Below are 24,209 nucleotides of genomic sequence, written 5' to 3' on the forward strand. Positions count from 1 at the left end.
TACATCCAGTCTTTCCAAAAGCTTTTGACCCGTTCGCTGAAGCTGGGGCCGGTGCGCGGGGCTTTGGGCTCCTTGGGCTTGGCTTCCGGCTTGGGCGCCGCCTCCGGCTTGGTGGTCACGATCACCTGCGGGTCCGGCGACGTGACCGTCACGGGCGGCTTGGTGGTGGCTACGGGCGCGGGCTTGGCGGCAGGCTTGTCGAGTTCGTCGATGCTCAAATCGGCGTTCTCGTGGGTGGCGCCGTAGAGCACCAGGCCCACCGAGGTCGCGTGCAGCGGGCCGGACACGATATCGGTCAGACCGCTGACGCCGCGCGGTTTGCCGATCCGCACCGGCAATCTAAAGCGCTCGCGGGCCAGCTCGGAGACGCCGCGCATCAGGGCGCCGCCGCCGGTGATGACCACGCTTCCGGCCACCAGTTCCACCGGCCCCAGCCCCCGGTCGATCTCGTCGCGGATCAAATCGTAGATCTCGCTGATGCGCGGCTTGATGATGCGCGACAGATCGAAGGCGCTGATGGCGTGGGTATTGCCCGCCGCCGTGGTGATCTCCAGCGTCAGGTCCTGGTCGGCCAGTTCGGGCAGGGCCGCGCCGTACTTGCGCTTGACGTTCTCGGCTTCCTCGACCGGGATTTTCAGAATCTGCATCAGATCGGCGCTGACGTGATCGCCGCCGATGGGAATGCAGGCGCTGTGGGCCAGGTTGCCGCGCCGGAACACGCCCACGTCGGTGGTGCCGCCGCCCATATCGATGACCACGACGGTCTGGTCGCGCTCGCCCGCGTCCAGCACGGCCAGCCCGGAGGCCAGCGACTGCAAGACGAAGCCCTCGGTAATCAGCCCCGCCTCCTGCACGCAGCGGCGGACGTTGGCCAGCGGCCCGGCGGTGCCGGAGACGATATGCACGTCGACTTCGAGGCGCACGCCGTGCATGCCAACTGGGCTCTTGATGCCCTCCTGGCCGTCCACGACGTATTCCTGGGGAATGGCGTGGATGACTTCCAGGTTGGGATCGAGCGGCACGGCGCGGGCGTTCTCGATGGCGCGTTCCACGTCGCCCGCCGTGATCTCCTGGTTGCGGCGGATGGCGGCCAGGCCGTGCGAGGTGGTGGCCTTGACGTGGTGGCCCGACACGCTGACGTAGGCGTGGCTGACCCGCACGCCGCTGACCCGTTCGGCGGCCAGGATGGATTGCCGGATGGCGTGGGTGGTGCGCTCCAGGTTGACCACCGCGCCGCGCTTGATGCCCTCGCTGGGCACTGTTCCCTCGCCGATGATGTCCACCGTGCCCTGGGGGCCGATCTCGCCGATGACGGTGGTGATTTTGGTGGTGCCGATGTCCAGCCCCACGATAAACGGGTTATTTTTCATCTCTGGACGCTCACTCCCCACGGGTAAAGATTGATACGGCCCCCTTGGGCCTGGGTTTCGATGGCTTTGGCATACTTGAGCAGCAGCGCTGGGTTGCCGCTCCAGATGGTGCCCTGACTGGTGTGCACCGTGAGTCCGGTTGGTGTATACGTCACTGACTGGACATTGTAACGCGCCAGAGCCCTCGCCGCGAACAATGACTCGGCCATGCGGCCTGGACCCCAGCCCGAAATGACCGGACCGGTGGCCTGGGCGCCCGGCAGCGGCGTGCCGTCGGCGGCCACCACGCTGATGACGCCCTTGCGGTCACGAAGCTGGGCCACCGGCAGGCGCTCGGTGACCTCCACTTTAATTCGGTCTGGAAAGACCCGCGTGATATGCGCCGACTCGACCCAGGCGTTGTCGGCCAGCGCCTGTGCCCGCCAGGCGCCGTAGTAGAGCCAGCCGAAGGGCCGCTCGTTACTCAGGCCCGCCAGGCGCTTGACCTCCAGCAGCGTGAGCTGTTTGTTGCCGCTGACCTCCACCGTGCGAATCGGCAGGCCGTACCACAGCCCGGCAGCGGCCCCAACGGCAATCAGCGCCGTGAGCATCACGCTCAGGAAGACCCGGTACTGCCGCCACAGCGAGCGCCTGGGTTTCGGCGCTGGGGGAACTGGGGGGGGTGGCCCGGTGAGGGCGGGTTCTGGCAGGTCCGGTTCTGGCAGGTCCGGGTTTGGGGCGCTGGCCTGGACGGGCGCCAGCGTCTCGTAAACCTGGCGAATGCGTCTGGGCCGCGCCGCGTCGAAGGGCGGGCGCCAGGTACGCGGGCGAGGTTCTGGGGTCATGGCTGGCCCTGCGGGGGCTCAGTGGGGAGTGATACGGGATTAACTTGACGCTTGACCGTCTCAGCGGGTCGCTGTTGACCCCTCTCCTGCGGAGCTTTACAAGTCGCCCCCTGCGGGTGACTCGCAGAGCCGCAACGCGGACTGGTACAGCGCCAAAGGCGAGGGGAGCTGCGAAGCAGCGGGGTGAGGGGGCGACCTGATGGCGTTCCCGCCCCATGCATGGCATTTTCCTTAATCTCGTTTGGCTCGTGGCCTGTGAGAAAGGCGAGAGAAGTTAGGAGTGGGGAGTGGGGGAGCTTGATCTCTGCTCCGCTGCTCACGGCCATAGCTCGTACTCCAGTTCGAGTCGGATGCCCACCTTCTCGCGGATCAGCTCCAGCAGGGCGTGAACGTCGGCGGCGGTGGCCCCGCCCAGATTCACGATGAAGTTGGCGTGGTCCGGCGAGATCATGGCCTGGCCCATCTGGCTGCCTTTGAGCCCGGCGGCGTCGATCAGTTGTCCGGCGCTGACCTTGCCGCCTGAGCCGTCGCTCGGATTCTTGAAGGCGCAGCCGGGCGTGCGCATCTTGGGCTGGCCCTTACGCGCCAGGTCGGCGAAATCCATCTTCGCGCCGACGGCTTCCGGCGTGCTGTAGCTCAGTTTCAGGCGCACCCGCGTGACGATGTGGTTGCGGGGAATGGCGCTGTCACGGTAGCCCCAGGGCAATTCACTGGGGCTGAGCTGACGCACACTTTCCGGCGTGGCGATCTCCAGCGTGTGTAGCCCGCCGAACATCTCGCCGTAGCGGGTGCCCGCGTTCATCCAGACCGCGCCGCCGACCTGGGCAGGCACGCCCACCGTGCCCTCCAGTCCGGACAGGCCCGCCTGACGCAGCCGCCGCAGCAGGCCGGGTAGCGGCACCCCGCCGCCCACCCAGCCGGTGATGAGCTGACCCTGGGTGCTTTCGGGGCCGGGGGACAGGTCGGTGACGGCGAACTCGCCCGACAGCCGGATGACCCGCTCGCTCAGCCCAGCGTCGGCCACCACCAGATTGCTGCCGCCGCCCAGGATGCGGTAGGGCGCCGCCATCGCCTCGGCGAGCTGGGCGTGGTCACTCACGGTCCAGACCTCGGCCTCGCCGCCCACGCCGATGGTGGTGAAGCGCGACAGGGGCAGCCGCTCCACGCGGGCGCCGGTGCGTGAGCCGCTCAGGGCGGTCACGGCGTCGACCCGGCGAGCGCCCTCGCTACCTTCCAGACGTCGCCCGCGCCCATGCTGATGATGATGTCGGTGCTCAGTGCGCTGGAACGCAGGTAGGCCACGGCGTCCTCGCGGCGCGGCCAGTAGCGCACGGCCTTGTGGCCGTTCTCGCGCAGCCGCTCGCTGATGAGGGTGGCGTGGATGCCTTCAATCGGCGGCTCGGAGGCGGCGGCGATATCGAGAATTAGCACCTCGTCGGCCAGCATCAGCGACTCGGCCAGGCGCGGCCAGCTCTGCTGGGTTCTCAGGAAGCGGTGCGGCTGAAACACCACCCGGACCCGCCGCCCGGTCTGGTGCGCGGCCTGCACAGCGGCGGCGACCTTGGTGGCGTTGTGGGCGTAGTCGTCCACGATCAAGGCCCCGTTCAGGTACCCGATGTGCTGCCAGCGGCGCCCCGGTCCCCGGAACTCGGCCAGCGCGGCGGCGGCTTTGCCAAACGGCCCGCCGTAGAGGTCGGTGACGGCCAGGGCGGCCAGCGCGTTGAGCACGTTGTGGGTGCCGGGCAGGCTGACCCGCGCCTCACCGAGCACGTTCACAGACTGGCCCGGCAGGTGCTTCTCGACGGTAAACGAGGTGCCGGATTCGTCGGGCTGGACGTTCACGGCGCGGTAGCTGCTGCCCGGTGCCGTACCGTAGCTCAGCGCCTGTGGATGGCCCTCGGTGAACTCGCTCAGGCCCGGCCAGTCGGCGCAGTAGAGCACCCGCTCGGCCTGGGTCACGAAGCGCCCGAAGGCCGCGTGCTGCTCCTCGACGCTGTGCCAGTAGGTTGCCAGCTCACTGCCCTCGGCGCCGCCCACGTGGTCGTCCTCGGCGTTGGTGAACACGGCGGTCTGGGCCACCGCGTACTGGAAGTGGCGGTCCGATTCGTCCACCTCGGCCACGAACGGCCCGGCGCCGATGCGGGCGTTACTGCCGCCTAGCCCTGAACTGTTTGATTCCGGGCCGTCCAATTCAGAGCTGCCGAACTCCGGCACGATGCCGCCGACCAGCGCCGAGGGATCGAGTCCGGCGCCGATCAGGGCGATGGCGATCATCGAGGTGGTGGTGGTCTTGCCGTGCGTGCCGATCACGCCGATGGAGGGCGAGGCGGCCAGCAGTTCCTTCATCAGCGCCATGCGGGGCCGGACCTCAATGCCTGCCGCCCGCGCCGCCTGGAGTTCGGGGTGCTGCTTGTCGATGGCCTCGGAGGCGATCAGCACGTCGGCGCCGTGAACGTGGGCCGGATCGTGGTGGGCGTGTACGGCGATGCCCTCGCGCGTGAGCTGGGCGGTCAGCTCGGAGGGTTGCTCGTCGCAGCCGCTGACCGCGTAGCCTTTGGCCCTCAGCAGCCGCGCAAAGGCCGACAGCCCGATGCCGCCGACGCCCATCAGGTGATAGTGCAGGCTGGAAACAGGCTGGCAGGTCGGCAGGTCGTTGGTGGTCGTACCGGTAGGGTCGACAGCGAGGGCCGCGCCTCCGGGTCGGATGGTGGACTCCCGCAGGGCAGCGGCAGTGAGTTGGGCAGCAGGGTGGGTATCGGTGGGTTCGGTCATGGGTTCTGTGTTGATCTGGTTCGGGTTGATCTGGTCTGTGTTGATCTGATTTGCGTCGATCTGATTTGTATTGATCCGGTCTGTACCCGCAAAATCCGCATTCATACCGTCTGCGCTCCGGCGTGGGCCAGCACCAGATCGGCCAGTCGCCCCGCAGCGCCTGCGGGTGAGCGGGCCAGGGCGGCGGCCTGCATGGCGCGGCGGGACTTCTCCGTCAGACACTCTAACACTGCCGCCCCCAGTTGCGCCGAAAGTACTGACTGCTCGACCACCTGCCCGGCCCCGGTAGCCTGCACGGCGCGGGCGTTGAACAGTTGGTGGTTCTCGGCGGACTGCGGCAGCGGCACCATGATGTCCGGTACGCCGTGAAACGCCGCCTCGGCCAGCGTGCCGGTGCCTGCGCGGGTAATCGCCAGGTCCGCTACTGACCAGGCCGCCACCGCGTCCACGTAGCCGACCGGGTGATACCAGGGCAAGTCGGCCACCACAGGCGCGGTCTGCTCTATCCAGCGCGGCCCGGTGGCGTGCAGCACCTGCACCGGCCCATAGGGTGAGTGTCCAGCCGGAAAGGTGGCCCGCAGGATGTCCGGCAACGCATTGTTCATCGCCAGGCTGCCCTGTGAGCCGCCCATAACGAGGATGGTCATTCGCCCCGCGTCCAGCCCTAATCCAGCCAGCGCTGCCCCGCGCTCCAGCCGCTCCTCGCGCACCGGCATGCCGACCAGCACGCCCTTGGCTGGCGGCAACCCGGCGACCACCGGATAGGCCGTGCCCACCGCCTTCGCCCGGCCCGCTGCCAGGCGCTGGGTCAGGCCCAGGCGGGCATTTTGCTCGTGCAGCACGGTGGCCAGCCCCAGGCTCTGGGCGGCTAACACGCCGGGTAAGCTGGCGAAGCCGCCGTAACCCACGACCACCGCCGGACGTTTCCCAGCCAGATAGCGCCGGGCTTCTAGCACGCCGCGTCCGGCCCGCAGCAGCTCACGCGGATCAGCTCGGCCCTGGCCGCTGCGGGCGAGCTTACCGGCCTGGACGCCGAAGAAGGCCAGGTGTTGCTCAGAGGCGATGCGCTGCTCCATGCCGCCCTGCTGGCCCAGCAGCGTGACGGTGTGGCCGCGCCGGACGAGTTCGTGGGCGGTGGCGACGGCGGGGTAGATGTGCCCGCCTGTACCGCCGGTAGAGAGAACAACAAAGGTCATTGGGCGGAGTCTAGCAAGCTTGGCGCCGGTCAGAACACGGAGTCAGGCCTCGAATCTGTTGGCGAACGTCATTGCAGAGCCTGTTTTGCTCAGGATGGATGCTCCTGGCAGCACTGACTGGGTTGCACATCCCCACCACTCAGTCGGCGGCGGTCATCTCGCTGGTCTGCTCCTCTTCGGGCAGGGCACGCCGCACCTCGCGCAGCGCCGAGTGGATAATCGCCAGCGCCACCGACATGGTGAGCATGCTGGAAAAGCCGTAGCTCACCAGCGGCAGCGGCACGCCGGTCACCGGGAAGATGCCCGCCGCCACCGCCAGATTCACGAAGGCCTGGCCCACGATCATGTACATGGCCCCCGTCGCCATGATGCTCGCGCCGTGCAGCTCCGGGGTCATCGGGCGCACGCGGGCGGCGATCTGGCCGACCTGGAGGGCCGTGAACACCACCAGCAGATACGCGAAAATGACCATCGTGACGCCGATCAGGCCCGTCGAGAAGCCCACCGAGGCGATGGCCAGGTCGGTGTGATCGGCGAAGTACGGGTAGCGCGGCGCCTCCGGTCCCTGGCCCCAGAAGCCGCCGTAACTCAGGTCGCGGTGGGCCATGCCGATCTGATCGAGGCCCACCGGGACGCTGCCCCCGGTAGGCTGTCTGCGGGCCAGAAAGTCGAAGAAGCGTTGGGCGATGTACTGGTGTTTTTCCAGGTAGATGCTCAAGCCCGGCAGCGCCAGCAGCGTCAGGGCGAACAGCAGCGCGGTGATGTTGGTAAAGCGCACCCCGGCGGCGTACATCAGCACGATGCCCAGCGAGAAGATCAGCACGGTGGTGCCCAGGTCCGGCTCGACCAGCACCAGCAGCGTGGTCAGTGCGATCATCAATGTGGCCGAGATCAGTTTGCGGTACACGCCCCGGCGCGAGAAGAAGCTCGCCAGCATCATCACCAGCGCCAGCTTGGCGAACTCGGAGGGCTGAAACTGGAAACCGGGGACGTTGAGCCACCTCTTGGTGCCCGGCGAGGCCTCGGTGCCGACTCCGACGACCAGCACCAGGATCAGCAGCCCCAGCGAGATCAGCCAGACCGGCGTGGCCATCTTCAGGAAGGCTTTGGGCCGCAGCCGGGCCAGCAGCAGGGTCAGCCCCAGCGCCAGCAGCGCCCGCAAGAGTTGCTGCGGAATAGATTCCGGCTGGGCGGTGGCGATGCCCAGCGTGCCCAGTGAGAGCAGCAGCACCTGCGCCAGAATCAGGTTGGCGCTGAGCATCGCGGGTTTGCTGATCGGGCGCGGCGCCGCAGCCTCGGTGCTGAGGATTTCGGCGGATACAGGGCCGCCCGGCAGTCCTTCGGTGGTCACGCTCGCACCTGCGCCGTATGTTCTGGAACAGCAGCGTCCATTCCGGCCATCTCCAGGGCGGCGGCCCGGAACAGCTCACCGCGTTCGGCATAGTCGCGGAATAGATCGAAACTGGTGCCGATGGGCGAGAGCAGCACCGTACCGCCGGTGTGCGCGGCGTCTGGGCCGAGGGCGTCTACCGCCAACCCGACCGCCCGGCGCATCGTTTCCTCACCGCTGGCTTCGGGGCCGTCGCCTGCTGGGGTCAGCACGAACGGCAGTCCCAGGGCGCGGGCAAACTTCTCGCCGTCCTCGCCGAAGCCCACCACGCAGCTCACCCGGACCGCCGCCGCCCGGCGCAGCGGTTCCAGCTCGGCGCCCTTGTCGCGCCCACCGACCAGCCAGGCGATCGGCGGCCTGGCGCGTAGCAGGGCGGCTTCCACCGCCAGGGTGCGGGTGGCGATCGAATCGTTGACGAACCGCAGTTCGCCGCGCCGCGCCACCGTCTCGAAACGGCCCCCGACCGGCTGGGCGCCGCGCAGGGCCGCTGCCAACACGTCCGAATCGGCAGCCCGGCCCAGCCGTCTGAGCAGCCCCTCCGCCGCCAGCAGCGCCGCCGCCGCGTTGGCCGGATGGATACCGTCGGGCAAGTCGGCCACGTCCAGCACGGGCGTTCCGTCGCTCAGGCCGAGTTGCGTTGAGCTGAAATGAACGACCTGTGCCCGCGTCGTCACGTTCAAACCCTGCGGCAGTACCAGCCAGTCCTGCTCCGTCTGGGCGCGGGTGATGTTCAGTTTGGCGGCGTGGTACGCCTCCAGGCTGCCGTGCCGGTCCAGGTGATCGGTGGCCAGATTGGTGATGACGGCGACCATTGGCGCAAAACCCACCACCCGCTCAAGCTGAAAGCTCGACAGTTCCACCACCGCTACCCCGGTCTCGTCGCTCAAATCGTCCAGTACGTCCAGCAGCGGCGGGTCGATGTTGCCGCCCTCGCGGGCGTTCAGGCCACACGCCCGCAGCAGCGCGGCGATCAGCACGGTGGTGCTGCCCTTGCCCGCCGTGCCGGTCACGCCGACCATCGGCAGCGTGGGCCGGGCGCGGGCGGCCAGCTCGACTTCCCCGATGATCTCGGCGCCGCCCCGGCGCAACGTCTCCAGGTCCGGGTGGTCGATGGGCACGCCCGGCGCGGCAATCACGGTGCTGTACACGCCGCTGGGATCGCCCGGCACAAACCCGAACTGGGCGGCCAGATCGAGGTCTTCGGCGCTGGGGCGGGCATCGAACCAGTCGGCCCGTGCGCCGCTGCGGGCCAGAAAGCGCAACACGCCGCGTCCGCTGCGGCCCAGGCCATAGACCAGCAGGGTTGGAGAAGCAGGGCGTGGAGAGGACACGCCCCCAGCGTAACGCTTTTGCGGCGGGGGAGTGGGGCGCGGGGCGCGGGAGAGACGATTGTTTTCGCGGCGGTCTGGAGCTGGCCGCTATGACCCGTCCGCTACGCAGCGAACAGGCGGCGAGGCCCGGTAGATGCCGCTCTGTTCAAGACGCTCTGCGAGTCCGTCTGCTGCGTAGCGGGTGGGGGGTTATACCCGGCAACGCCCGAAATTCCTGCGCCCCACCCAGCCCTTCGCCGTTCCCACAGGTCACAGGCCACAAGCCACGCGCTACAAGCCTCCTATCTGCCCCTCCAACCAGCTCACCGTCCTGGCCGTCACCTCTGCCTGTACGGTGTCGTTGTACAGCTCGTGGTAGCCGCCCTCGACTTCGAGGTACTCGACGGTGGGCCGGGGCGTCTGGGCGTCTCCGGCCTCGGCAGCAAAGCGCCGCGAGCCGCGCACGTCGGCGATGGTGTCGGCGCCGCCGTGCAGCAGCAGCGTGGGCAGTCGCCAGCCGGGCAGACCCGCCATCACCGCCCGGCTCAGGCGCAACATGGTCGCCGCCGTCAGGGCCGGAACCTTGCCCCGGTAGACCTGCGGGTCGTTGTCGTAGGCGCTGACCTCCCCGGCGATGCGCGACAGGCCGCCCGAAGCCAGCGCCGTGACGGGCAGTCTGGGCAGCAGTTTGCCCAGCACGCCGCTGAGCGTCTTGAGCAGCGCCGGTTCGTCCTCGCCGACCAGTAGGGCCGGGCTCGACAGGATCACGCCCGCCAGCCCACGCGGGTCGCGCAGCGCCGAGGTCGCCGTAATCAGGCCGCCCATGCTGTGCCCGAAGGCGAAGACCGGCACGCTCAGGCCGCTCAGGGCCGCCCTGGCCTTCAGGTGATCCTCGACCAGATGGTTCAGGTCCACCACCGCCCGCAGGCCCGGCGACTGTCCGTGCCCGCGCTGATCGTAGGTGTAGACGCTGAGCCCGGCGCCGTTCAGGGCCTGAATCAGCCGCCCGTAGCGCCCGTGATGCTCGGCGTACCCGTGGCACAGCAGCACCGCGCCGCGCTCAGAGTGGGCCGGAAACTGAGCGCCGTGCAGGGCCAGGCCGCCGAAATCGGCGCTCCAGGGAATTGACGTGGATGGTGACATGGCGTGAGTGTAGTACGGGGGAAGTGGGCTGTGGGAACAGAGGGGGAGTGGGCTGTAGGTCTTGATCTTTTCCCACTCCCCACTCCCCACTCCCCACTTCCACTAATAACGAAAGGCCCGACCACCAGGGCCGGGCCTTTCGTTATCTGGCGATTTAGAAGCGGAACTTCAGGCCAGCGGTAATCGAGCTGATGCTGTCGTTGGTGCCGTCGAAGTAGTAGTGCTGGCGGGCCTCGCCGAAGATGGCCACGCGGTCGATGACGCGGTAGTCCACACCGATCAGCAATTCGCCGAGGGTCGAGCTGCGCGAGAAGTTGTAGCCGCCGCCCACGCCCAGGATGCCGTCGAAGCGTCCGGTGGTGCCACGGTAGGTCACCAGGCCGCTGGCGCTGTTGCCGGGGGTGGTGCCGCTCACGCGGATGTCGCCGGTCAGGCGCACGCCGAAGTTGCCGAACAGCGAGTCGTTACCGGCCATGAGGCGAACCATCGAGCCGGTGTTTTTCTGCAATACGCTGTAGTACGTCGCGCCGATGTAGTTGCCGTAGCGAAACGGCGCGGCGGGCGGCACGAAGTCCTGGCCAGCCGGGCCGACCTCGCCCTGGGCACCTGCCGGACCCGCCGGGCCTGCTTCGCCTGCCGGGCCTGCCGCGCCGTCAGCACCGTCGGCGCCTGCCGGGCCTTCAGCGCCGTCAGCGCCCGCCGGACCTGCTTCGCCAGCCGGGCCAGCGGCGCCGTCGGCACCAGCCGCGCCCGCCGGGCCAGCCTCGCCAGCCGGACCCGCCGTCCCTGCGGTGCCTGCCGCGCCACTACCCGCTGCGGGCAGGTTGGCGAGCGCTTCCTGAAGGGCCGCGATCTGGTCGCGCAGGTCGCTGATCGACTGATCCTGGGCGGCGAGCTGGGCACGTAGCTCTTCGAGCCCGGCCAGCGCGTCGGCCACGCCCTTGCGCAGCACGTCGAGCTGGGCGGGGTCGAAGGTGGTCTGGTTGGCGGGGAGCTGGGCCAGCAATCGGGCCAGCACCTGAGCGACTTCCTGGCGGGTGGCCGCCTGGCACCAGTCGAACTGGCCGTCGGGGTAGCCGATAAACAGACCTTTCTCGACCACCAGTTTGATGGCTTCCTTGGCGTAGGTGCCTTCGGTGCAGGCCAGCGTCACCGGCTTGGGCATGGCCGCAGCGGGTTTGGGCATGGCGGGTGCAGGGGCCACCGACACAGGCTTGGCAGGCGCCACGATGGGGGCGGGTCCAGCGCCACCGGCCAGGGCGGAGCCGCCGATGAGCAGGGTCAGGGTCGTGCGAAGAAAGGCTTTATTCATGATTCCTCCGTGAAAAAGTGGGTGAGGGCAAGTGGGTGAGGGGCTGAGTAGAGACGAAAACTCGCATCTGGCGGCTATTGTGTCATAAAACTCAATCTGGTGAGCAACCCGGAACTGATCCTGCCTTCATGAAAGCAGTCCGGGGATGAGAACGTTTCTCATCTGATGTCTCAGTATGCGGCATTACTTTGCGCTGGGCAAGGTGCGGGCTTTGGTGATTCCTGAAGGTCTCTAGCGAGTTTTTTCATGCAGGTGCGGCCCCGGTGGTGCCTCATGAGCGGTATGGCAAATATTGAACGGAAAGCAAACGCCCTCTGGATGGGCGATCTTCGCAGCGGCAATGGCACGCTCAGCAGCGGCAGCGGCGTGCTCAGCGAGCAGAAATACAGTTTCCAGACCCGCTTCGGCGAGGAGAGCGGCACTAACCCCGAAGAGCTGCTGGCGGCGGCCCACGGCGGCTGTTTCACCATGCAGCTCTCGGCCATCCTGGCGGGCGACGGCCACCCGGCCCGGCTGCTGGCCACCGACGCCACCTGCGTGATGGAACCGGCGGGCGCGGGTTTTAAAATCACCAAAATGATCCTGAAGGTGCGCGGCGCCGTGGACGGGCTGGACCAGGCGGGCTTCGAGGCCGCCGTCGGCAAGGCCGCCGAGATGTGCCCGTTGAGCCAGATCATGAAAGGCAACGTGCAAATCGAGCACGAGGCGGTGCTGGAACACTGAGCACTGAGGTACTGAGCACTGAGAACCGAGCATGGCCCCCCAGCGCGTCTGGCGGGGCTTTTTGCCGGGTAGTAGCTTTCAAGTTGTCATCCTGAACGCATTGATAGGGTCTCGCCGTTCAACGACGAGACCCTTCGCTGCGCCGAGGGTGACGAGAGTTCTGGTTTCTGACACTGAAATGAAACTACCGGATTGCGGAGCGCCACTGTTCCCGATTTTCTTCCAGAGTATCCGCCCAAAGCTTTCCGCTCGGACCCACCCGACTGGCTCTAGAGCAGATGTCATAAAAAAACCCTTTTTATGACCGAGCGGAGCGAGTAGTTTTAACTGAGCAGGACGCAGAATGGAGGCGCGGGGAGGCTGTTTTCCCCGTGGCGTAATTCGGAGTACTGCTCTAGAATCTGCCCCATGACCGACACGACCCAGGCCAGCAATCCAGCAACCATCCAGGCGTCCGTGCCCCACGCGGGCGAGTGGTACAAGAGCGCCGTGTTCTACGAGCTGTCGGTGCGCACCTTTGCAGACGGCAACGGCGACGGCAAGGGCGATTTTCCGGGGCTGACCGGCAAGCTCGATTACCTGCGCAACCTGGGCATCGATTGCCTGTGGCTGCAACCCTTCTTTCCCAGCCCACTGCGCGACGACGGCTACGACGTGGCCCATTACACCGAGGTCCACCCGGACCTGGGCACGCTCGACGACTTCAGGGTGTTCGTGCGCGAGGCCCAGACGCGGGGGCTGCGGGTGGTCATCGACATCGTGACCAACCACGTGTCCGCCGAGCACGCCTGGTTTCAGGCCGCCCGCAAGGGGCCGGTGCTGCCCGACGGCTCCGAGAACCCGTATTACCACTACTTCGTCTGGAGCGACACCGGCAGCGAGTACAGCGGCGCCCGCATCATCTTTACCGACACCGAAACCAGCAACTGGACCTATGACGATCAGGTCGGCAAGTTCTTCTGGCACCGTTTTTTCTCGCACCAGCCGGATCTGAATTACGACAACCCGGCAGTGCAGGCCGAGATTCTGAACGCCGCCCGCTTCTGGCTCGACCTGGGCATCGACGGCTTCCGGGTGGACGCCGTGCCGTACCTGATCGAGCGCGAGGGCACGAGCTGCGAGAACCTGCCCGAAACCCATGAGGCCTTGCAGGCCATGCGCGCTATGGTCGACCGCGAGTATCCGGGGCGGTTGCTGCTGGCCGAGGCCAACCAGTGGCCCGAAGACGTGGCCGAGTATTACGGCTCCGAGGCCACGCCGGAGTTCCACATGTGTTTCAACTTCCCGGTGATGCCCCGGCTGTTCATGAGCCTCAAGCTCGAAGACACCTCCAGCATCCGCGACATCATGGACCGCCTGCCCGCCATTCCGGCCTACGGGCAGTGGGCCACCTTCCTGCGCAACCACGATGAACTGACCCTGGAGATGGTCAGCGACGACGAGCGGGCCTTGATGTACGCCGCCTACGCGCCCGACACCCGCATGAAGATGAACGTGGGCATTCGCCGCCGCCTGGCGCCGCTGCTCGACAATGACCGGCGCCGCATCGAACTGCTCAATACGGTTTTGCTGGCCCTGCCCGGCAGCCCGTTTCTGTACTACGGCGACGAGATCGGCATGGGCGACGACCTGTCGCTGCCCGACCGCAACGGCGTGCGGACCCCGATGCAGTGGAACGCGGGTATCAGCGGCGGCTTTTCGGCGGCGGCTCCGGCAGACTGCTTTTTTCCGCCGATTCAGGACTCGGTCTACGGCTTCGCCCGCGTCAACGTGCAGAGCCAGGAGCAGGACCCCAGCAGCCTGCTGAAGTGGACCGCCCGCCAGCTCGAACTGCGCCGCCGCCACCCGGCCTTCGCGCAGGGCGACCTGACCTTCATCGACACCGGCAACCCCGCCGTGCTGGCCTTCACCCGCCGCACCGAGGGCGAAACGCTGCTGATCGTCAGCAACTTCGCCGCCAACGCCCAGGCCGCGCTGCTCGATCTCAGCGCCCATGTTCACCGCGTCCCGGTCACGCTGTCGGGTGCCAGCCCCTTTGCGGTCATCACCGAGGCGCCCTACCCGATGACGCTGGGCAAGTACGACTACTACTGGATGCGGCTGAATTGACCATGAGCATCTGAAGCTGACACTGACGTGGCCAAGAGAGGCGAGGGGCCGTCCCTGAGCCTGGGGCCACCACCATGAGCATCTGAAGCTGACACTGACGTGGCCAAGAGAGGCGAGGGGCCGTCCCTGAGCCTGGGGCCACCACCATGAGCATCTGAAGCTGACACTGACGCGGCCAAGAGGGGGGAGGGGGCGGGGCGGGCAGCGGCCAGGCGTGCCCAGGGGGACGAGTGCCGCCCTCATGGGCGTGCGTTCACGAGGAGAGTCCGTTCCGTCCAAGAAGGCCCGGTAGGTGCCGTTTTGCACAAGCGGTCAGGCCCGGTAGGTGCCGCTCTGAACAAGAAGATGACGTCCCCGACCCTAGGGCCACCACGGGAGCAGTATGTGCTCGCCTGAAAGCTCCGTTTTCTTGCGGTTGGAAAACATGATACCGTAGGCCAGACTACATTTACTTTGCAAAACATACCGATTGACAAAATAAAGTTAGTTGGGTTAAACTACCGTTCAGTCAGGCTCTGCCGACATCGTGCATCCCTGATTGCGCGGCCAAAATCTGAAGGCCAGCGATCACCACAGGAGAAAAACATGACCAAAGTATTGTACATCAAGGGCAATCCCAAGGGCACCGAGCAGTCGTATTCGCTGCGGCTGGGCCAGGACTTTATCGCCGCTTACCAGGCCGCCCACCCGGACGCCGTGGTCAGTGAACTCGACCTGTACGAGGACCACATTCCCCTGATCGACGCCGACGTGATGACCGGCTGGGGCAAACTGGCCGCGCAGAGCGAACTCAGCCACCACGAGGCCAGCAAGGTGCAGCGCCTGGGCGAGCTGGTCGATCAGTTTCTGGCGCACGACATCATCGTGATCGCCGCGCCGATGTGGAACTTCGGGTATCCCCCGATGGTCAAGGCGTACATCGACGCCGTGTCGGTGGCCGGTAAGACCTTTACCTACACCGAGAAAGGTCCAGTCGGTCTGGTCAAGGACAAGAAGGCCGTTATTATCGAGGCGCGTGGCGGCCAGTACAGCGGTACGCCTGCCAGCGCGGTCGTGCATTCCCAGACCCACCTGAGCGCGGTGCTGGGCTTCCTGGGTATCACCGAGATCAGCACGGTGCTGGCCGAGGGCCTGAATCTCGATCCCAGCAAGGCGGAAGACATCTACGCCGCAGCCAGCAGCCGGGGCAAGCAGATCGCCGCCTCGCTCGGCGCGTAATTCGCTGATCCTGGCCACCCGTTGACCCTGACCACCCGTTGACCCTGACCAGCAGCGGCGGTTGACCGACAGTCGTTGACAAGCACAGCAAAAGGCGCCCCACTCGGAGGCGCCTTCTTGTTTGCCGACTCGCTCAGCGGCTGTTGAACAATCTCAAAATGAACAGGAACATGTTGATGAAGTTCAGGTACAGCGACAGCGCCCCGTAGATGGCGCCCTTCTCGGCGTTGTCGCCGTCGATGCCGCTCAGCGCCATGTTGCGCAGCATCTGGGTGTCGTAGACGGTCAGTCCCGCGAAGATCAGCACGCCGACCATGGCGATGATGAGGCTCAGCGCGGTGCCGCCGATCCAGATGTTCAGGATGCTGGCGACGATCAGGCCGATGATGGCAAACAAGAAGAAGCGGCCCATGCCCGACAGATCGCGCTTGATGGTGTAGCCGATGACGCTCATGGCCCCGAAGGTGATGGCGGTGGTGCCGAAGGCCAGATACACCGAGGGCAGCGAGTAGACCATCAGCAGGCCGGAGAACACCAGGCCGGTGATGGCGGCGTAGACCATGAACAGGATGCCCGCCACCAGGCCGTTGATGCGCGGCAGCAAAAAGCCGATGCCGAAGACGACGGCGAGTTGCACGATCAGCAGCGGAAAGCGGAGGCCAGCCACCTGCCGGGCCAGGTCCAGATTCGAGGCGGTGAGGTAGGCGATAACAGCCGTCAGGACCAGCCCAGCCGTCATCCAGGAGTAGGTGCGGTTCATGAACGAGCGCACCACGGTCTCAGTGCGAGTAGCAGTCATTTGCATAGACACAGGATACGCCACGCCTCTGAGGAAGGTTCCGGTTTTCAGCACCCTCCGCCTTGGTCAAATCTTTATTTCATCTGGGCGTTATCCGGATTGAGCCGCTGATCGTCACTCCTGCTACAAATTCGGGGGCTCACCGGGCACTCACCTACGCCCGGCGTCTCAGTCGCGCAGCAGCAGGGCCGCCGGGAAGAATTCCAGCAGCTTGGCCAGCGCGATCTTCTCGCCTCTAACCGTGAAACGCTCACCCGTGAGGGCGTTGCGGTAGCTGCCGCCGGGCAACTTCAGGGTGCGGCTGCCCCAGATTTCGCCCAGCGCCCAGGGCGTTTGCTCGCGGGTCAAAGTGCAGGTCAATCTCGGCGCGACGGTCACGGCCACCTGGCTACCGAGCTGCCGGGCGAAGGCCAGCACGTGCTTGCCGCCGCTGAGCGCCTGGTAACGGCCCTGGGCGAACAGCTCCGGGTGCTCGGCGCGGGCTTGCAGGGCGGCCCAGGTGATGAGCAGCTTGACCTTGCCAGTCTGGTAGCGGCCCAGCAGCTCACGCGCCAGACCGAGTGAATCACGTCCATGCCGGTCCTCGATGCGCTTCAGGGCGGCGCTCAGGCGGGCAAAGTTCACCGGGCGGCGGTTGTCGGGGTCCATCAGCGACTGGTTCCAGCCCTCGGTGCCCTGGTAGGTGTCGGGAATGCCGGGGGCGCTCAGCCGGATAAGCGCCATCGACAGACCGTTCTGGGCGCCGTAGGGGCTGACGCGGCGGTGCAGCTCACCCAGGCTGCCTATGAACTCCGGGGTGGCCAGCAGCCCGCGCACGGCGCCGTCCAGGGCCTGTTCGTAGCGCTCGTCGGGCGCGGCCCAACTGGTGTGGAGCTTGGCTTCCCGCACCGATTTGAGCATGGCGGCGCTCAGCCGGTCAGCCAAACCTTCGGTAGTCCCACCGAGTGGCCCGCTACCCAGAGGAAAGGCGCCCAGCGCGTTCTGGAAGAACATCATCAGGTCGGTGTGGCTGGGTGCGCGGACCGGCGCCCCGGCCTCGCCGAGCTGCACCTCGAAGGGCCGGGCCAGGCGGCTCCAGACGCTCAGGTAGGCTGCCCAGGTCTGCGGCAGCTCGCTGAGCACGGCCAAGCGGGCGCGGGTGTCCTCACCGCGTTTGGTGTCGTGGGTCGAGGTGGGGTTCAGGGCGCCGGGCCAGTGCTCGCCGCGCTCCCTGGCCTGGGCGTGAAAGGTGCGCGGCGGCGTGCCGAACAGCGCCGGGTCGCCGCCGACTTCGTTCAGGCTCAGCAGCCGGGCGTAGCGGTAAAAGGCGGTGTCCTCGGCGCCTTTGGCGGTCACCGGCCCGGTCAGTTGCTGAAACTTGAAGGCGAAGTCGGCGTAGCCCTCCCGTGTGGCGGCGTCCGGGGCGTCCAGGGTCAGCACCGAGCGCAAAAAGGCAAACAGCGAGGCGTCGAGTTCGCGGTCCAGTTTGCGGGCGTCGGCGATGGCCCGGTCGATCTTGGCGTCGTCTCCGCTCTCGCGCCCGCCGCCGGGCCGCACGTACGTCCGGTACACCGGAAAGGCCGCGATGACCGCCCGCAGCACCTCGCGCAGACTGCTGAGCGTGAAGTCGCGCCATCTTAGATCGGCCTCGGCCAGCCGCTCCAGGTGCTCGGCTAAGACGTTGACCTCGGAGGCCAGGCTGACGCGCTGAATCAGCTCCTTGGCGGTGTGCAGGGTCTGGCCGTAGCTTTGTCGGTCCCCGGTGAAGCGCCGGTAGATGCCGCCGATCTCGTCCTCGGCAGCCGCGTCTATGAGCACGCCGCCGAGTTGCGCCAGAAAATCGTAGCCGGTGGTGCCGTGGACCGGCCAGGCAGGCAGGCGCTCGCCCGGCTCCAGAATCTTCTCGGCGACCACGTACAGCGGCCTGTCGCCCGGCGCGTACTCGGCGCCCAGCACCTCGGCGGCCCGCTGTTGCAACTGCTGGAAGTACCCGGCGGGGTCGTACAGGCCGTCGGTGTGGTCGAGCCGGACGCCGGAAATCACGCCCTCCCTGACGAGTTCAAACAGTTTGCTGTGCGCCCAGTCGAAGACACGGGGGTCCTCGACGCGCAGGGCGGCCAGGTCGTTGATGTCAAAAAAGCGCCGGTAATTGATCTGTTCGGAGGCCACTTTCCAGGAACTCAGGCGGTAGTTCTGTTCCTGAATCAAAGCGTCCAGGCGCGGCAGGTCGGCGTTCAGCTCGGCTAGGGCCTGGGCGAGCGCCCGGTTCACGGCGGGCAGGGCGGCCAGCGCCGAGAGCCGCCGGGTCATCACGTCGGTCTCGCGCGCCCGGCTGCTCCGGTCTTCATTTGACAGCTCGCCGCCGCTGCGCGGCAGGTTCAGCGCCTGAAGCGCCAGGGACGCCAGATCGAGCCGGGCGTCGCTGGTGTCACTCAGCTCGCACAGCGCCCAGGCCCGCTCCAGAATCGGGGCGATGGTGCGCGGCGAGAGCGGAAACAGCCGCCCGAAGTAGCGCAGTCCCAGTTCGCCGCCTGAGCGCTCGGCGGTCAGTTCGCCGCTAGAAAGAACCTGACCGTACTGATCGCCCAGCACCGGCAGCAGCACCTTGCCCCGCAGCGAGCGCTTGAGCGGCTCCCAACTGATATCGAAAAAGTGGGCGTAACGGCTGGCTTGGCCGTGGCGCAGCACGTCTTCCCAGTAGGGGTTGTGACCCGACGCGATGCCCATGTGGTTGGGCACGAAATCGGCGATCAAGGTCAGCTTGTGCGCCTTCGCCGCCGCCCACAGCTTGCGCAGTCCGGCCTCGCCGCCCAGCTCGCCTGACACCTGGCTGTGGTCGGTGGCGTCGTAACCGTGCGAGCTGCCGGGCGCGGCCTGCCAGATCGGCGACAGATACAGCGTGCTGACGCCCAGCCGCGCCAGGTACGGCACGACCCTGGCGGCGTCCCGAAAGTCGAAACGGGCCTGGCCGCCGCCGGGCAACTCGGTGGGGCTGTGCAGTTGCAGCCGGTAGGTGGCGCGGGGAAGCTGCGCTGTGGGCGGCGGCGCGGCAGGCGACTGGGCTGTCTGAGACTGGGCTGTCTGAGACTGGGTTGTCTGAGACTGGGTTGTCTGAGACTGGTGTTGCGGGCCGGTGGCTGGTCGCTCCAGGGTGGTCATCCCTCACCCAGAATGACCGCTTCGCCGGGGCCGAGGGTAGGTGTCACGCGGTTTTCGCTGTGCAGCACCAGGGCGCTGGGCAGCGCGAAGGGCAACTTCAGCTCCCAGGGCCGCACGCTGAGGCTGCCGGTATTCCACAGCAGCAATCGTTCGCCGTCGCCCACCTGAAAACGCACCCACAGCACCTCGCCCACAAAGCCGCTGCTCAGGCCCTGGCGGCTGCGGCCCCGCAGCACCGGGTCGGTTTTGCGCAGCGTCAGCAGTCGGCGGTGCAACTCCAGGGTCAGGCCGTGCTCACCCGTCTCGCGCTCGGCCCAGCGCAGTTTGGCGGCCTCGAAGGTGGCGCGGTCCTGGGGGTCGAGCACCTCGCCGGAAAAGCCCTCGAAATGGCCGAATTCCTGTTTGCGGCCCTGACTGACCAGCTCACCGAGTTCGCCGTGGTGGTCGGAAAAAAACGGAAACGGCGTGCTGGCGGCCCATTCCTGGCCCTGAAACAGCAGCGGCGTCATCGGCAGGCTCAGCAGCAGGGTACTCGCGCCCCGGAAGGCGGCGGGCGTGACGCGCTCCAGATCCGTCACCCGGTCGCCCAGGGCGCGGTTGCCGATCTGGTCGTGGTTCTGGATGAAATACACGAAGCTGGAGGCTTCGAGCCGCTCGGCACTCTCGCCGCGCCGGTTGCCGGGCAGGGCCTGGTCCTCCATCGGCCAGGTTTGCCCCTCATAGGTCCAGCCGCGCGCGATGGTGTGCGCCAGGGCCGCCGCCCCGCCCCGAAACGCCTGGTAATAGCCGTCCTGGTCGCTGGTCAGGGTCACGCGCATCTCGTGGTGAAAGTCGTCGACCCAGATGCCGTCGAGGTGATACTCCGTGACCAGCCTCGGCAAATTGCGGTAGTCCTCGGCCAGCATCAAATGGGTGCCGCCCAGCCGGTGAACCTCGCTCGCCAGCTCCTGCAAGATATGGGTCGGCGAGTCGTCGGGCATGCTCTGGGTGGCGTCCAGTCGCAGGCCGTCGAAGTGGTAGTCGCGCAGCCACATCCGGGCGTTCTCGGTAATCAGGCGGCGCATGTGGCGCTCGCGGTAATCCAGCCCGGCGCCCCAGGCACTCCGGAAGCGCTCGGTGAAATACTGCGGGCTGTAGCTGGTCAGGTAATTGCCGTCGGGGCCGAAATGGTTGTACACCACGTCTAAAAACACCGCCAGCCCCAGCCCGTGCGCCGCGTCGATAAAGGCCATCAGCTCGTCGGGGCGGCCATACGGCGCGTGCGGGGCGTAGAGGGCCGCGCCGTCGTAGCCCCAGCCGTACTCGCCAGCAAAGGCCGCAATCGGCATCAACTCGATGGCCGTGACGCCCAGCGCCCTTAAATCCGGCAACCTCGCCTGGGCCGCCGCGTAGGTGCCCGCCGGGGTGAAGGTGCCGACATGCAGCTCGTAGAAGATGCATTCATGGAGCGCCAGGCCATTCCAGTCGCTGTGACGCCACTCGTAAGCGCCGAAATGCAGCACTTCGGCCTCGCCGTGAACGCCGTCAGGCAGAAAGCGGGCATACGGATCGGGCGTCACAATCCCGCCCAGCACGAAGACATAGCGCGTGCCGGGGCCAAAGGGCAACGTCGCCTGAAAGATACCGCTGTGGACGGACACCTGACTGGGTTTCTCGCTGGCTTTCAGCGGATAGTCCTGGCCCCGGATACGCACCGCCACCTGATCGGTTTCGGTGGTCCAGACCCGGAAGCGGGTGCTGCGGCTGCCGGGCAGGTACTGGGCGCCCAATCGTTCATGTTGGCGGCGTTCATTCTGGCCGCGTTCATGTTGGCCGCGTTCACTGCCGGAGGGTCGAGCTTCAGGCTGAGGTTCGTGGATCAGGGTCTGGTCAACGGGCATGGCTGGGCTCCTGGGGGCGGAGCACAGCAGTGAAGTGGCCCGCGTCGAGAGGGTTGGAAAGGAAAGTCTGGGCCAGCCTGCGTGGTAAACTGACTGGCAGTGCTCCACGCTACCCAGCCGACGCGCCCAGGCGGTGAGAACAGCTTAAAGTCGCTGCCAGGCTGCGCGGCGCAGTTCAGCCCACAGGCGCCGGTCAGACGAACCGCAGGGCCGCGCTCCCCGGCTCAGGATTCTCAGCAATTGGCTGTATTGGGTCTGAACTCAGGGCGCCACCAGAGGGCGGGTCGTCATGCCGATCGTCATGCTGATTAAAGTGAAAGCCTCTCCCGGCCCGCGTGCGGACGCAGCGAACATGTCAGGGCCTTTCGCGACCCACTGGCGAGGTTTCCCGGCCACGGCAGACCCTTCACTGCGTTCAGGATGACAAATTGGGGGCCCGGCACCGCGTTCTGGGAATTCTATGACCCTCGCCTCCTGCGGGAGAGTCGCGGCACCACTTTCAGAACGCTGGACTGGTCTAGACCTGCTTGCTAGACCTGCTTGCTAGGGGCGGGCCCGGCGGGGGTGGCCTGAAGCTGCGGCTCGGCGGACTCCGGTCTGACCTCGGCCCTGGCGCAGCGGTAGAGCTTGACGCTGCGGGCGTGCAGGGTGGTCTGCTCTCCGGCGAGGATGTGCTCCTGGGCACTGTCGTCGAAGGTGTCGAGCAGCAGCTCCCACTCGCCGCACTCGCCCAGCGCGGGCAGGGTGAACGGCAGGTCCACGTAGGAACTGCTCAGCAGCAGCAGCAGGTGGTCGTCGCGCACCGGGTTGCCCATCGGGTCCACGTCGTTCAGACCGTTACCGTCGAGGAACACGCCCAGGCTCTGGGTCTCGTTGCTCTGCCAGTCGCTGTCGGTCAGCTCTTTGCCGTCAAAGCGCAGCCAGACGATATCGCGCACGTTCTCGCCGCGAATGGTGCGCCCGGAGAAGAACTTGCGGCGGTGCAGCGCCGGGTGCTCGCGCCGTAGCCTGAGCAACTTCTGCGTGAAGGCCAGCAGCCCCTCATCGACGTTGGCCCAGTCGTACCAGCTTATGGCGTTGTCCTGGCAGTAGGCGTTGTTGTTACCAGCCTGGCTGCGCCCGATCTCGTCGCCGCCCAGGATCATCGGCGTGCCCTGCGAGAGCACCAGCGTGGCCAGCATGTTGCGCTGCTGACGTGATCTCAGGGCGTTGATCTCGGCGTCGTCCGTGGGGCCTTCCACGCCGCAGTTCCAGGATTTGTTGTCGTTGTGGCCGTCGTTGTTGCCTTCCCCGTTGGCGTCGTTGTGCTTGTCGTTGAAGCTGACGGTATCGCGCAGGGTAAAGCCGTCGTGGGCGGTCATGAAATTGATGCTGGCCGAGGGTTTGCGCCCGTCCGACTGATACAGATCACTGCTGCCGGTCAGGCGGTAGCCGATCTCGGAAGCCAGCCCGCCCTCGCCCTGCCAGAAGGCCCGCATGTCGTCGCGGTAGATGCCGTTCCACTCGGCCCACTGCACCGGAAAGTTGCCGACCTGGTAGCCGCCCTCGCCCACGTCCCAGGGCTCGGCGATCAATTTGACCGAGCTGATAACCGGGTCCTGGTGAATGATGGTGAAAAAGCTCGATAACTGATCGACTTCGTGCAGGCCACGTGCCAGCGTGCTGGCCAGGTCGAAGCGGAAGCCGTCGATGTGCATTTCGGTGATCCAGTAGCGCAGCGAATCCATAATCAGTTGCAGCGTCTGGGGATGGCGCACGTTGAGGCTGTTGCCGGTGCCGGTGTAGTCAAAGTAGTGCCGGGCGTTCTCATTCACCAGCCGGTAATAGGTCGGGTTGTCGATGCCCTTGAAGCTCAGCGTCGGCCCCATGTGGTTGCCTTCCGCCGTGTGGTTGTACACCACGTCCAGAATCACCTCGATGCCCTCGCGGTGCAGCGCCTTGACCATGCCCTTGAATTCGGCGATGACGCCCTGCGGATTACCTTGCCGGGCGGCGGCGCTGTAGCGCACTTCCGGCGCGAAGAAACTCAGCGTGCTGTAGCCCCAGTAGTTGTCGAGCCCCTTACCCAGCAAAAACGGATCGTCGAGGTGCAGATGCACCGGCATCAGCTCGATGGCCGTGATGCCCAGCTCCTTGAGGTACTTCAGCGTCGGCGGGTTGGCGACGCCCGCGTAGGTGCCGCGCAGCTCCTCTGGCACGTCAGGGTGGGTCATGGTCAGGCCGCGCACGTGGGCCTCGTAGATGACGGATTGGTGAAACGGCACCCTGGGCGGCGAGTCGCCCTGCCAGTCGAAGCCCGGATCGGTCACCAGGCCCTTGGGGGCGCCGCGCTGGTCCCCGGTCTGCATGGTGTGGTCGTCGCTACCGGGCACGTAGGCGAAGACACCCTTGCCAAACTGCTCGGTGCCGTCCACCGCCTTGGCGTAGGGGTCGAGCAGCACCACGTTGGGGTTGAAGCGCAGGCCCTGGTCGGGCTCGTACTCGCCCGACACCCGGTAGCCGTAGCGCTGGCCGGGCTGGACCTCCGGCACGTAGACATGCCACACGAAGGCGGTCTGCTCGGTGACGGGAATGCGGGTCTCCAAGCCCTGATCGTCGTAGAGGCACAGCTCGACGCCGGAGGCGTTCTCGCTGTAGAGCGCGAAGTTGGTACCTTCCGAATCTGGGGTCGCGCCGAGTGGAGAGGGCACACCGGGTCTGGGTCTGGTGGTCATGTGATCGGTCCCCTTTCAAAAGCCGCCCCAAAGTGCAGGCGGCTGTGGTTTGTGTCTGGTGCTGTGAATTGTCTGGTGCGGATGGGGCGCTGTTCGTTTCTTCAGCGGTGTCGAAAAAACGGGGAACCCGCCTGCTGACAGGCGGTCTTTCACCGCGAGGCGAGCGTAGCAGATGCTTCTCATGTTTTTGGAGTATTCGCTTACAGATTGCCGAGACCCCTGTCTATTCATCTGCTCATCCACACGCCTGTGAATACAGCCAACATGATAAACCAACATGCCAAGCAAGTCAAAACGGTGCCCAAAGCCCT

Annotated in this window: 16 protein-coding genes; 3 read left to right on the forward strand and 13 right to left on the reverse strand. The window is 66.5% G+C overall.

What is annotated here, in order from left to right; genetic code table 11:
* From ftsA to Q0R23_RS18390, 9 genes are all read right to left on the reverse strand, one after another.
* Positions 1–1,370: cell division protein FtsA (ftsA, locus tag Q0R23_RS18350; protein ID WP_293915430.1), on the reverse strand; the 1,370-nt coding region annotated here is incomplete at its 3' end.
* Entirely contained in the window at positions 1,367–2,194 is an 828-nt protein-coding gene (locus tag Q0R23_RS18355) for an FtsQ-type POTRA domain-containing protein (RefSeq protein ID WP_293915432.1), read from the reverse strand. The genes ftsA and Q0R23_RS18355, both read right to left, overlap by 4 nt.
* Before the next feature lie 316 nt (positions 2,195–2,510).
* Positions 2,511–3,395, reverse strand: a complete 885-nt coding sequence (locus Q0R23_RS18360; RefSeq protein ID WP_293915434.1) for a UDP-N-acetylmuramate dehydrogenase — start codon at positions 3,393–3,395, stop codon at positions 2,511–2,513.
* The gene (gene murC, locus Q0R23_RS18365; RefSeq protein ID WP_293915472.1) at positions 3,392–4,801 is read right to left on the reverse strand and encodes a UDP-N-acetylmuramate--L-alanine ligase; all 1,410 of its coding nucleotides are present in this window, start codon (positions 4,799–4,801) and stop codon (positions 3,392–3,394) included. Before murC ends, Q0R23_RS18360 begins: the two co-directional genes overlap by 4 nt.
* Positions 4,802–5,067: 266 nt before the next feature.
* Entirely contained in the window at positions 5,068–6,162 is a 1,095-nt protein-coding gene (gene murG / locus Q0R23_RS18370) for an undecaprenyldiphospho-muramoylpentapeptide beta-N-acetylglucosaminyltransferase (protein WP_293915436.1), read from the reverse strand.
* 139 nt (positions 6,163–6,301) lie between these two features.
* Positions 6,302–7,423, reverse strand: coding sequence for an FtsW/RodA/SpoVE family cell cycle protein (locus Q0R23_RS18375; protein WP_293915474.1), 1,122 nt, complete (start codon positions 7,421–7,423; stop codon positions 6,302–6,304).
* An 86-nt stretch (positions 7,424–7,509) separates the two neighbouring features.
* Positions 7,510–8,883 (reverse strand): UDP-N-acetylmuramoyl-L-alanine--D-glutamate ligase, encoded by a 1,374-nt coding sequence (gene murD, locus Q0R23_RS18380; protein ID WP_293915438.1) that lies wholly within the window; start codon positions 8,881–8,883, stop codon positions 7,510–7,512.
* 270 nt (positions 8,884–9,153) lie between these two features.
* Complete coding sequence (locus Q0R23_RS18385) at positions 9,154–10,005, reverse strand: alpha/beta hydrolase (protein WP_293915440.1); 852 nt, start codon at positions 10,003–10,005, stop codon at positions 9,154–9,156.
* Between the two features lie 154 nt (positions 10,006–10,159).
* Positions 10,160–11,317 carry a collagen-like protein gene (locus Q0R23_RS18390; RefSeq protein ID WP_293915442.1) on the reverse strand — a complete coding sequence of 386 codons (1,158 nt, stop codon included), beginning with the start codon at positions 11,315–11,317 and terminating at the stop codon, positions 10,160–10,162.
* 282 nt (positions 11,318–11,599) lie between these two features.
* Between Q0R23_RS18390 and Q0R23_RS18395 the strand changes: the two genes are divergently transcribed.
* From Q0R23_RS18395 to Q0R23_RS18405, 3 genes are all read left to right on the forward strand, one after another.
* Positions 11,600–12,040 carry an OsmC family protein gene (locus Q0R23_RS18395; RefSeq protein ID WP_293915444.1) on the forward strand — a complete coding sequence of 147 codons (441 nt, stop codon included), beginning with the start codon at positions 11,600–11,602 and terminating at the stop codon, positions 12,038–12,040.
* Between the two features lie 408 nt (positions 12,041–12,448).
* Positions 12,449–14,149 (forward strand): maltose alpha-D-glucosyltransferase, encoded by a 1,701-nt coding sequence (gene treS / locus Q0R23_RS18400; protein ID WP_293915446.1) that lies wholly within the window; start codon positions 12,449–12,451, stop codon positions 14,147–14,149.
* 585 nt (positions 14,150–14,734) lie between these two features.
* Positions 14,735–15,367: an FMN-dependent NADH-azoreductase gene (locus Q0R23_RS18405; protein WP_293915448.1), complete on the forward strand. Its 633-nt coding sequence runs from the start codon at positions 14,735–14,737 to the stop codon at positions 15,365–15,367.
* Positions 15,368–15,500: 133 nt separating this feature from the next.
* On the opposite strand, the gene Q0R23_RS18410 is transcribed toward Q0R23_RS18405, so the two are convergent.
* From Q0R23_RS18410 to glgX, 4 genes are all read right to left on the reverse strand, one after another.
* Positions 15,501–16,172, reverse strand: coding sequence for a Bax inhibitor-1/YccA family protein (locus tag Q0R23_RS18410; protein ID WP_293915450.1), 672 nt, complete (start codon positions 16,170–16,172; stop codon positions 15,501–15,503).
* Between the two features lie 162 nt (positions 16,173–16,334).
* The gene (gene treY / locus Q0R23_RS18415; protein WP_293915452.1) at positions 16,335–19,304 is read right to left on the reverse strand and encodes a malto-oligosyltrehalose synthase; all 2,970 of its coding nucleotides are present in this window, start codon (positions 19,302–19,304) and stop codon (positions 16,335–16,337) included.
* Complete coding sequence (gene treZ / locus Q0R23_RS18420; RefSeq protein ID WP_293915454.1) at positions 19,301–21,184, reverse strand: malto-oligosyltrehalose trehalohydrolase; 1,884 nt, start codon at positions 21,182–21,184, stop codon at positions 19,301–19,303. Before treZ ends, treY begins: the two co-directional genes overlap by 4 nt.
* Positions 21,185–21,714: 530 nt before the next feature.
* Complete coding sequence (glgX, locus tag Q0R23_RS18425) at positions 21,715–23,898, reverse strand: glycogen debranching protein GlgX (protein WP_293915456.1); 2,184 nt, start codon at positions 23,896–23,898, stop codon at positions 21,715–21,717.
* Positions 23,899–24,209: the final 311 nt, after the last annotated feature.

This window comes from Deinococcus sp. (genome assembly GCF_025362455.1).
In the GTDB taxonomy this organism is placed as follows: Bacteria; Deinococcota; Deinococci; order Deinococcales; family Deinococcaceae; genus Deinococcus.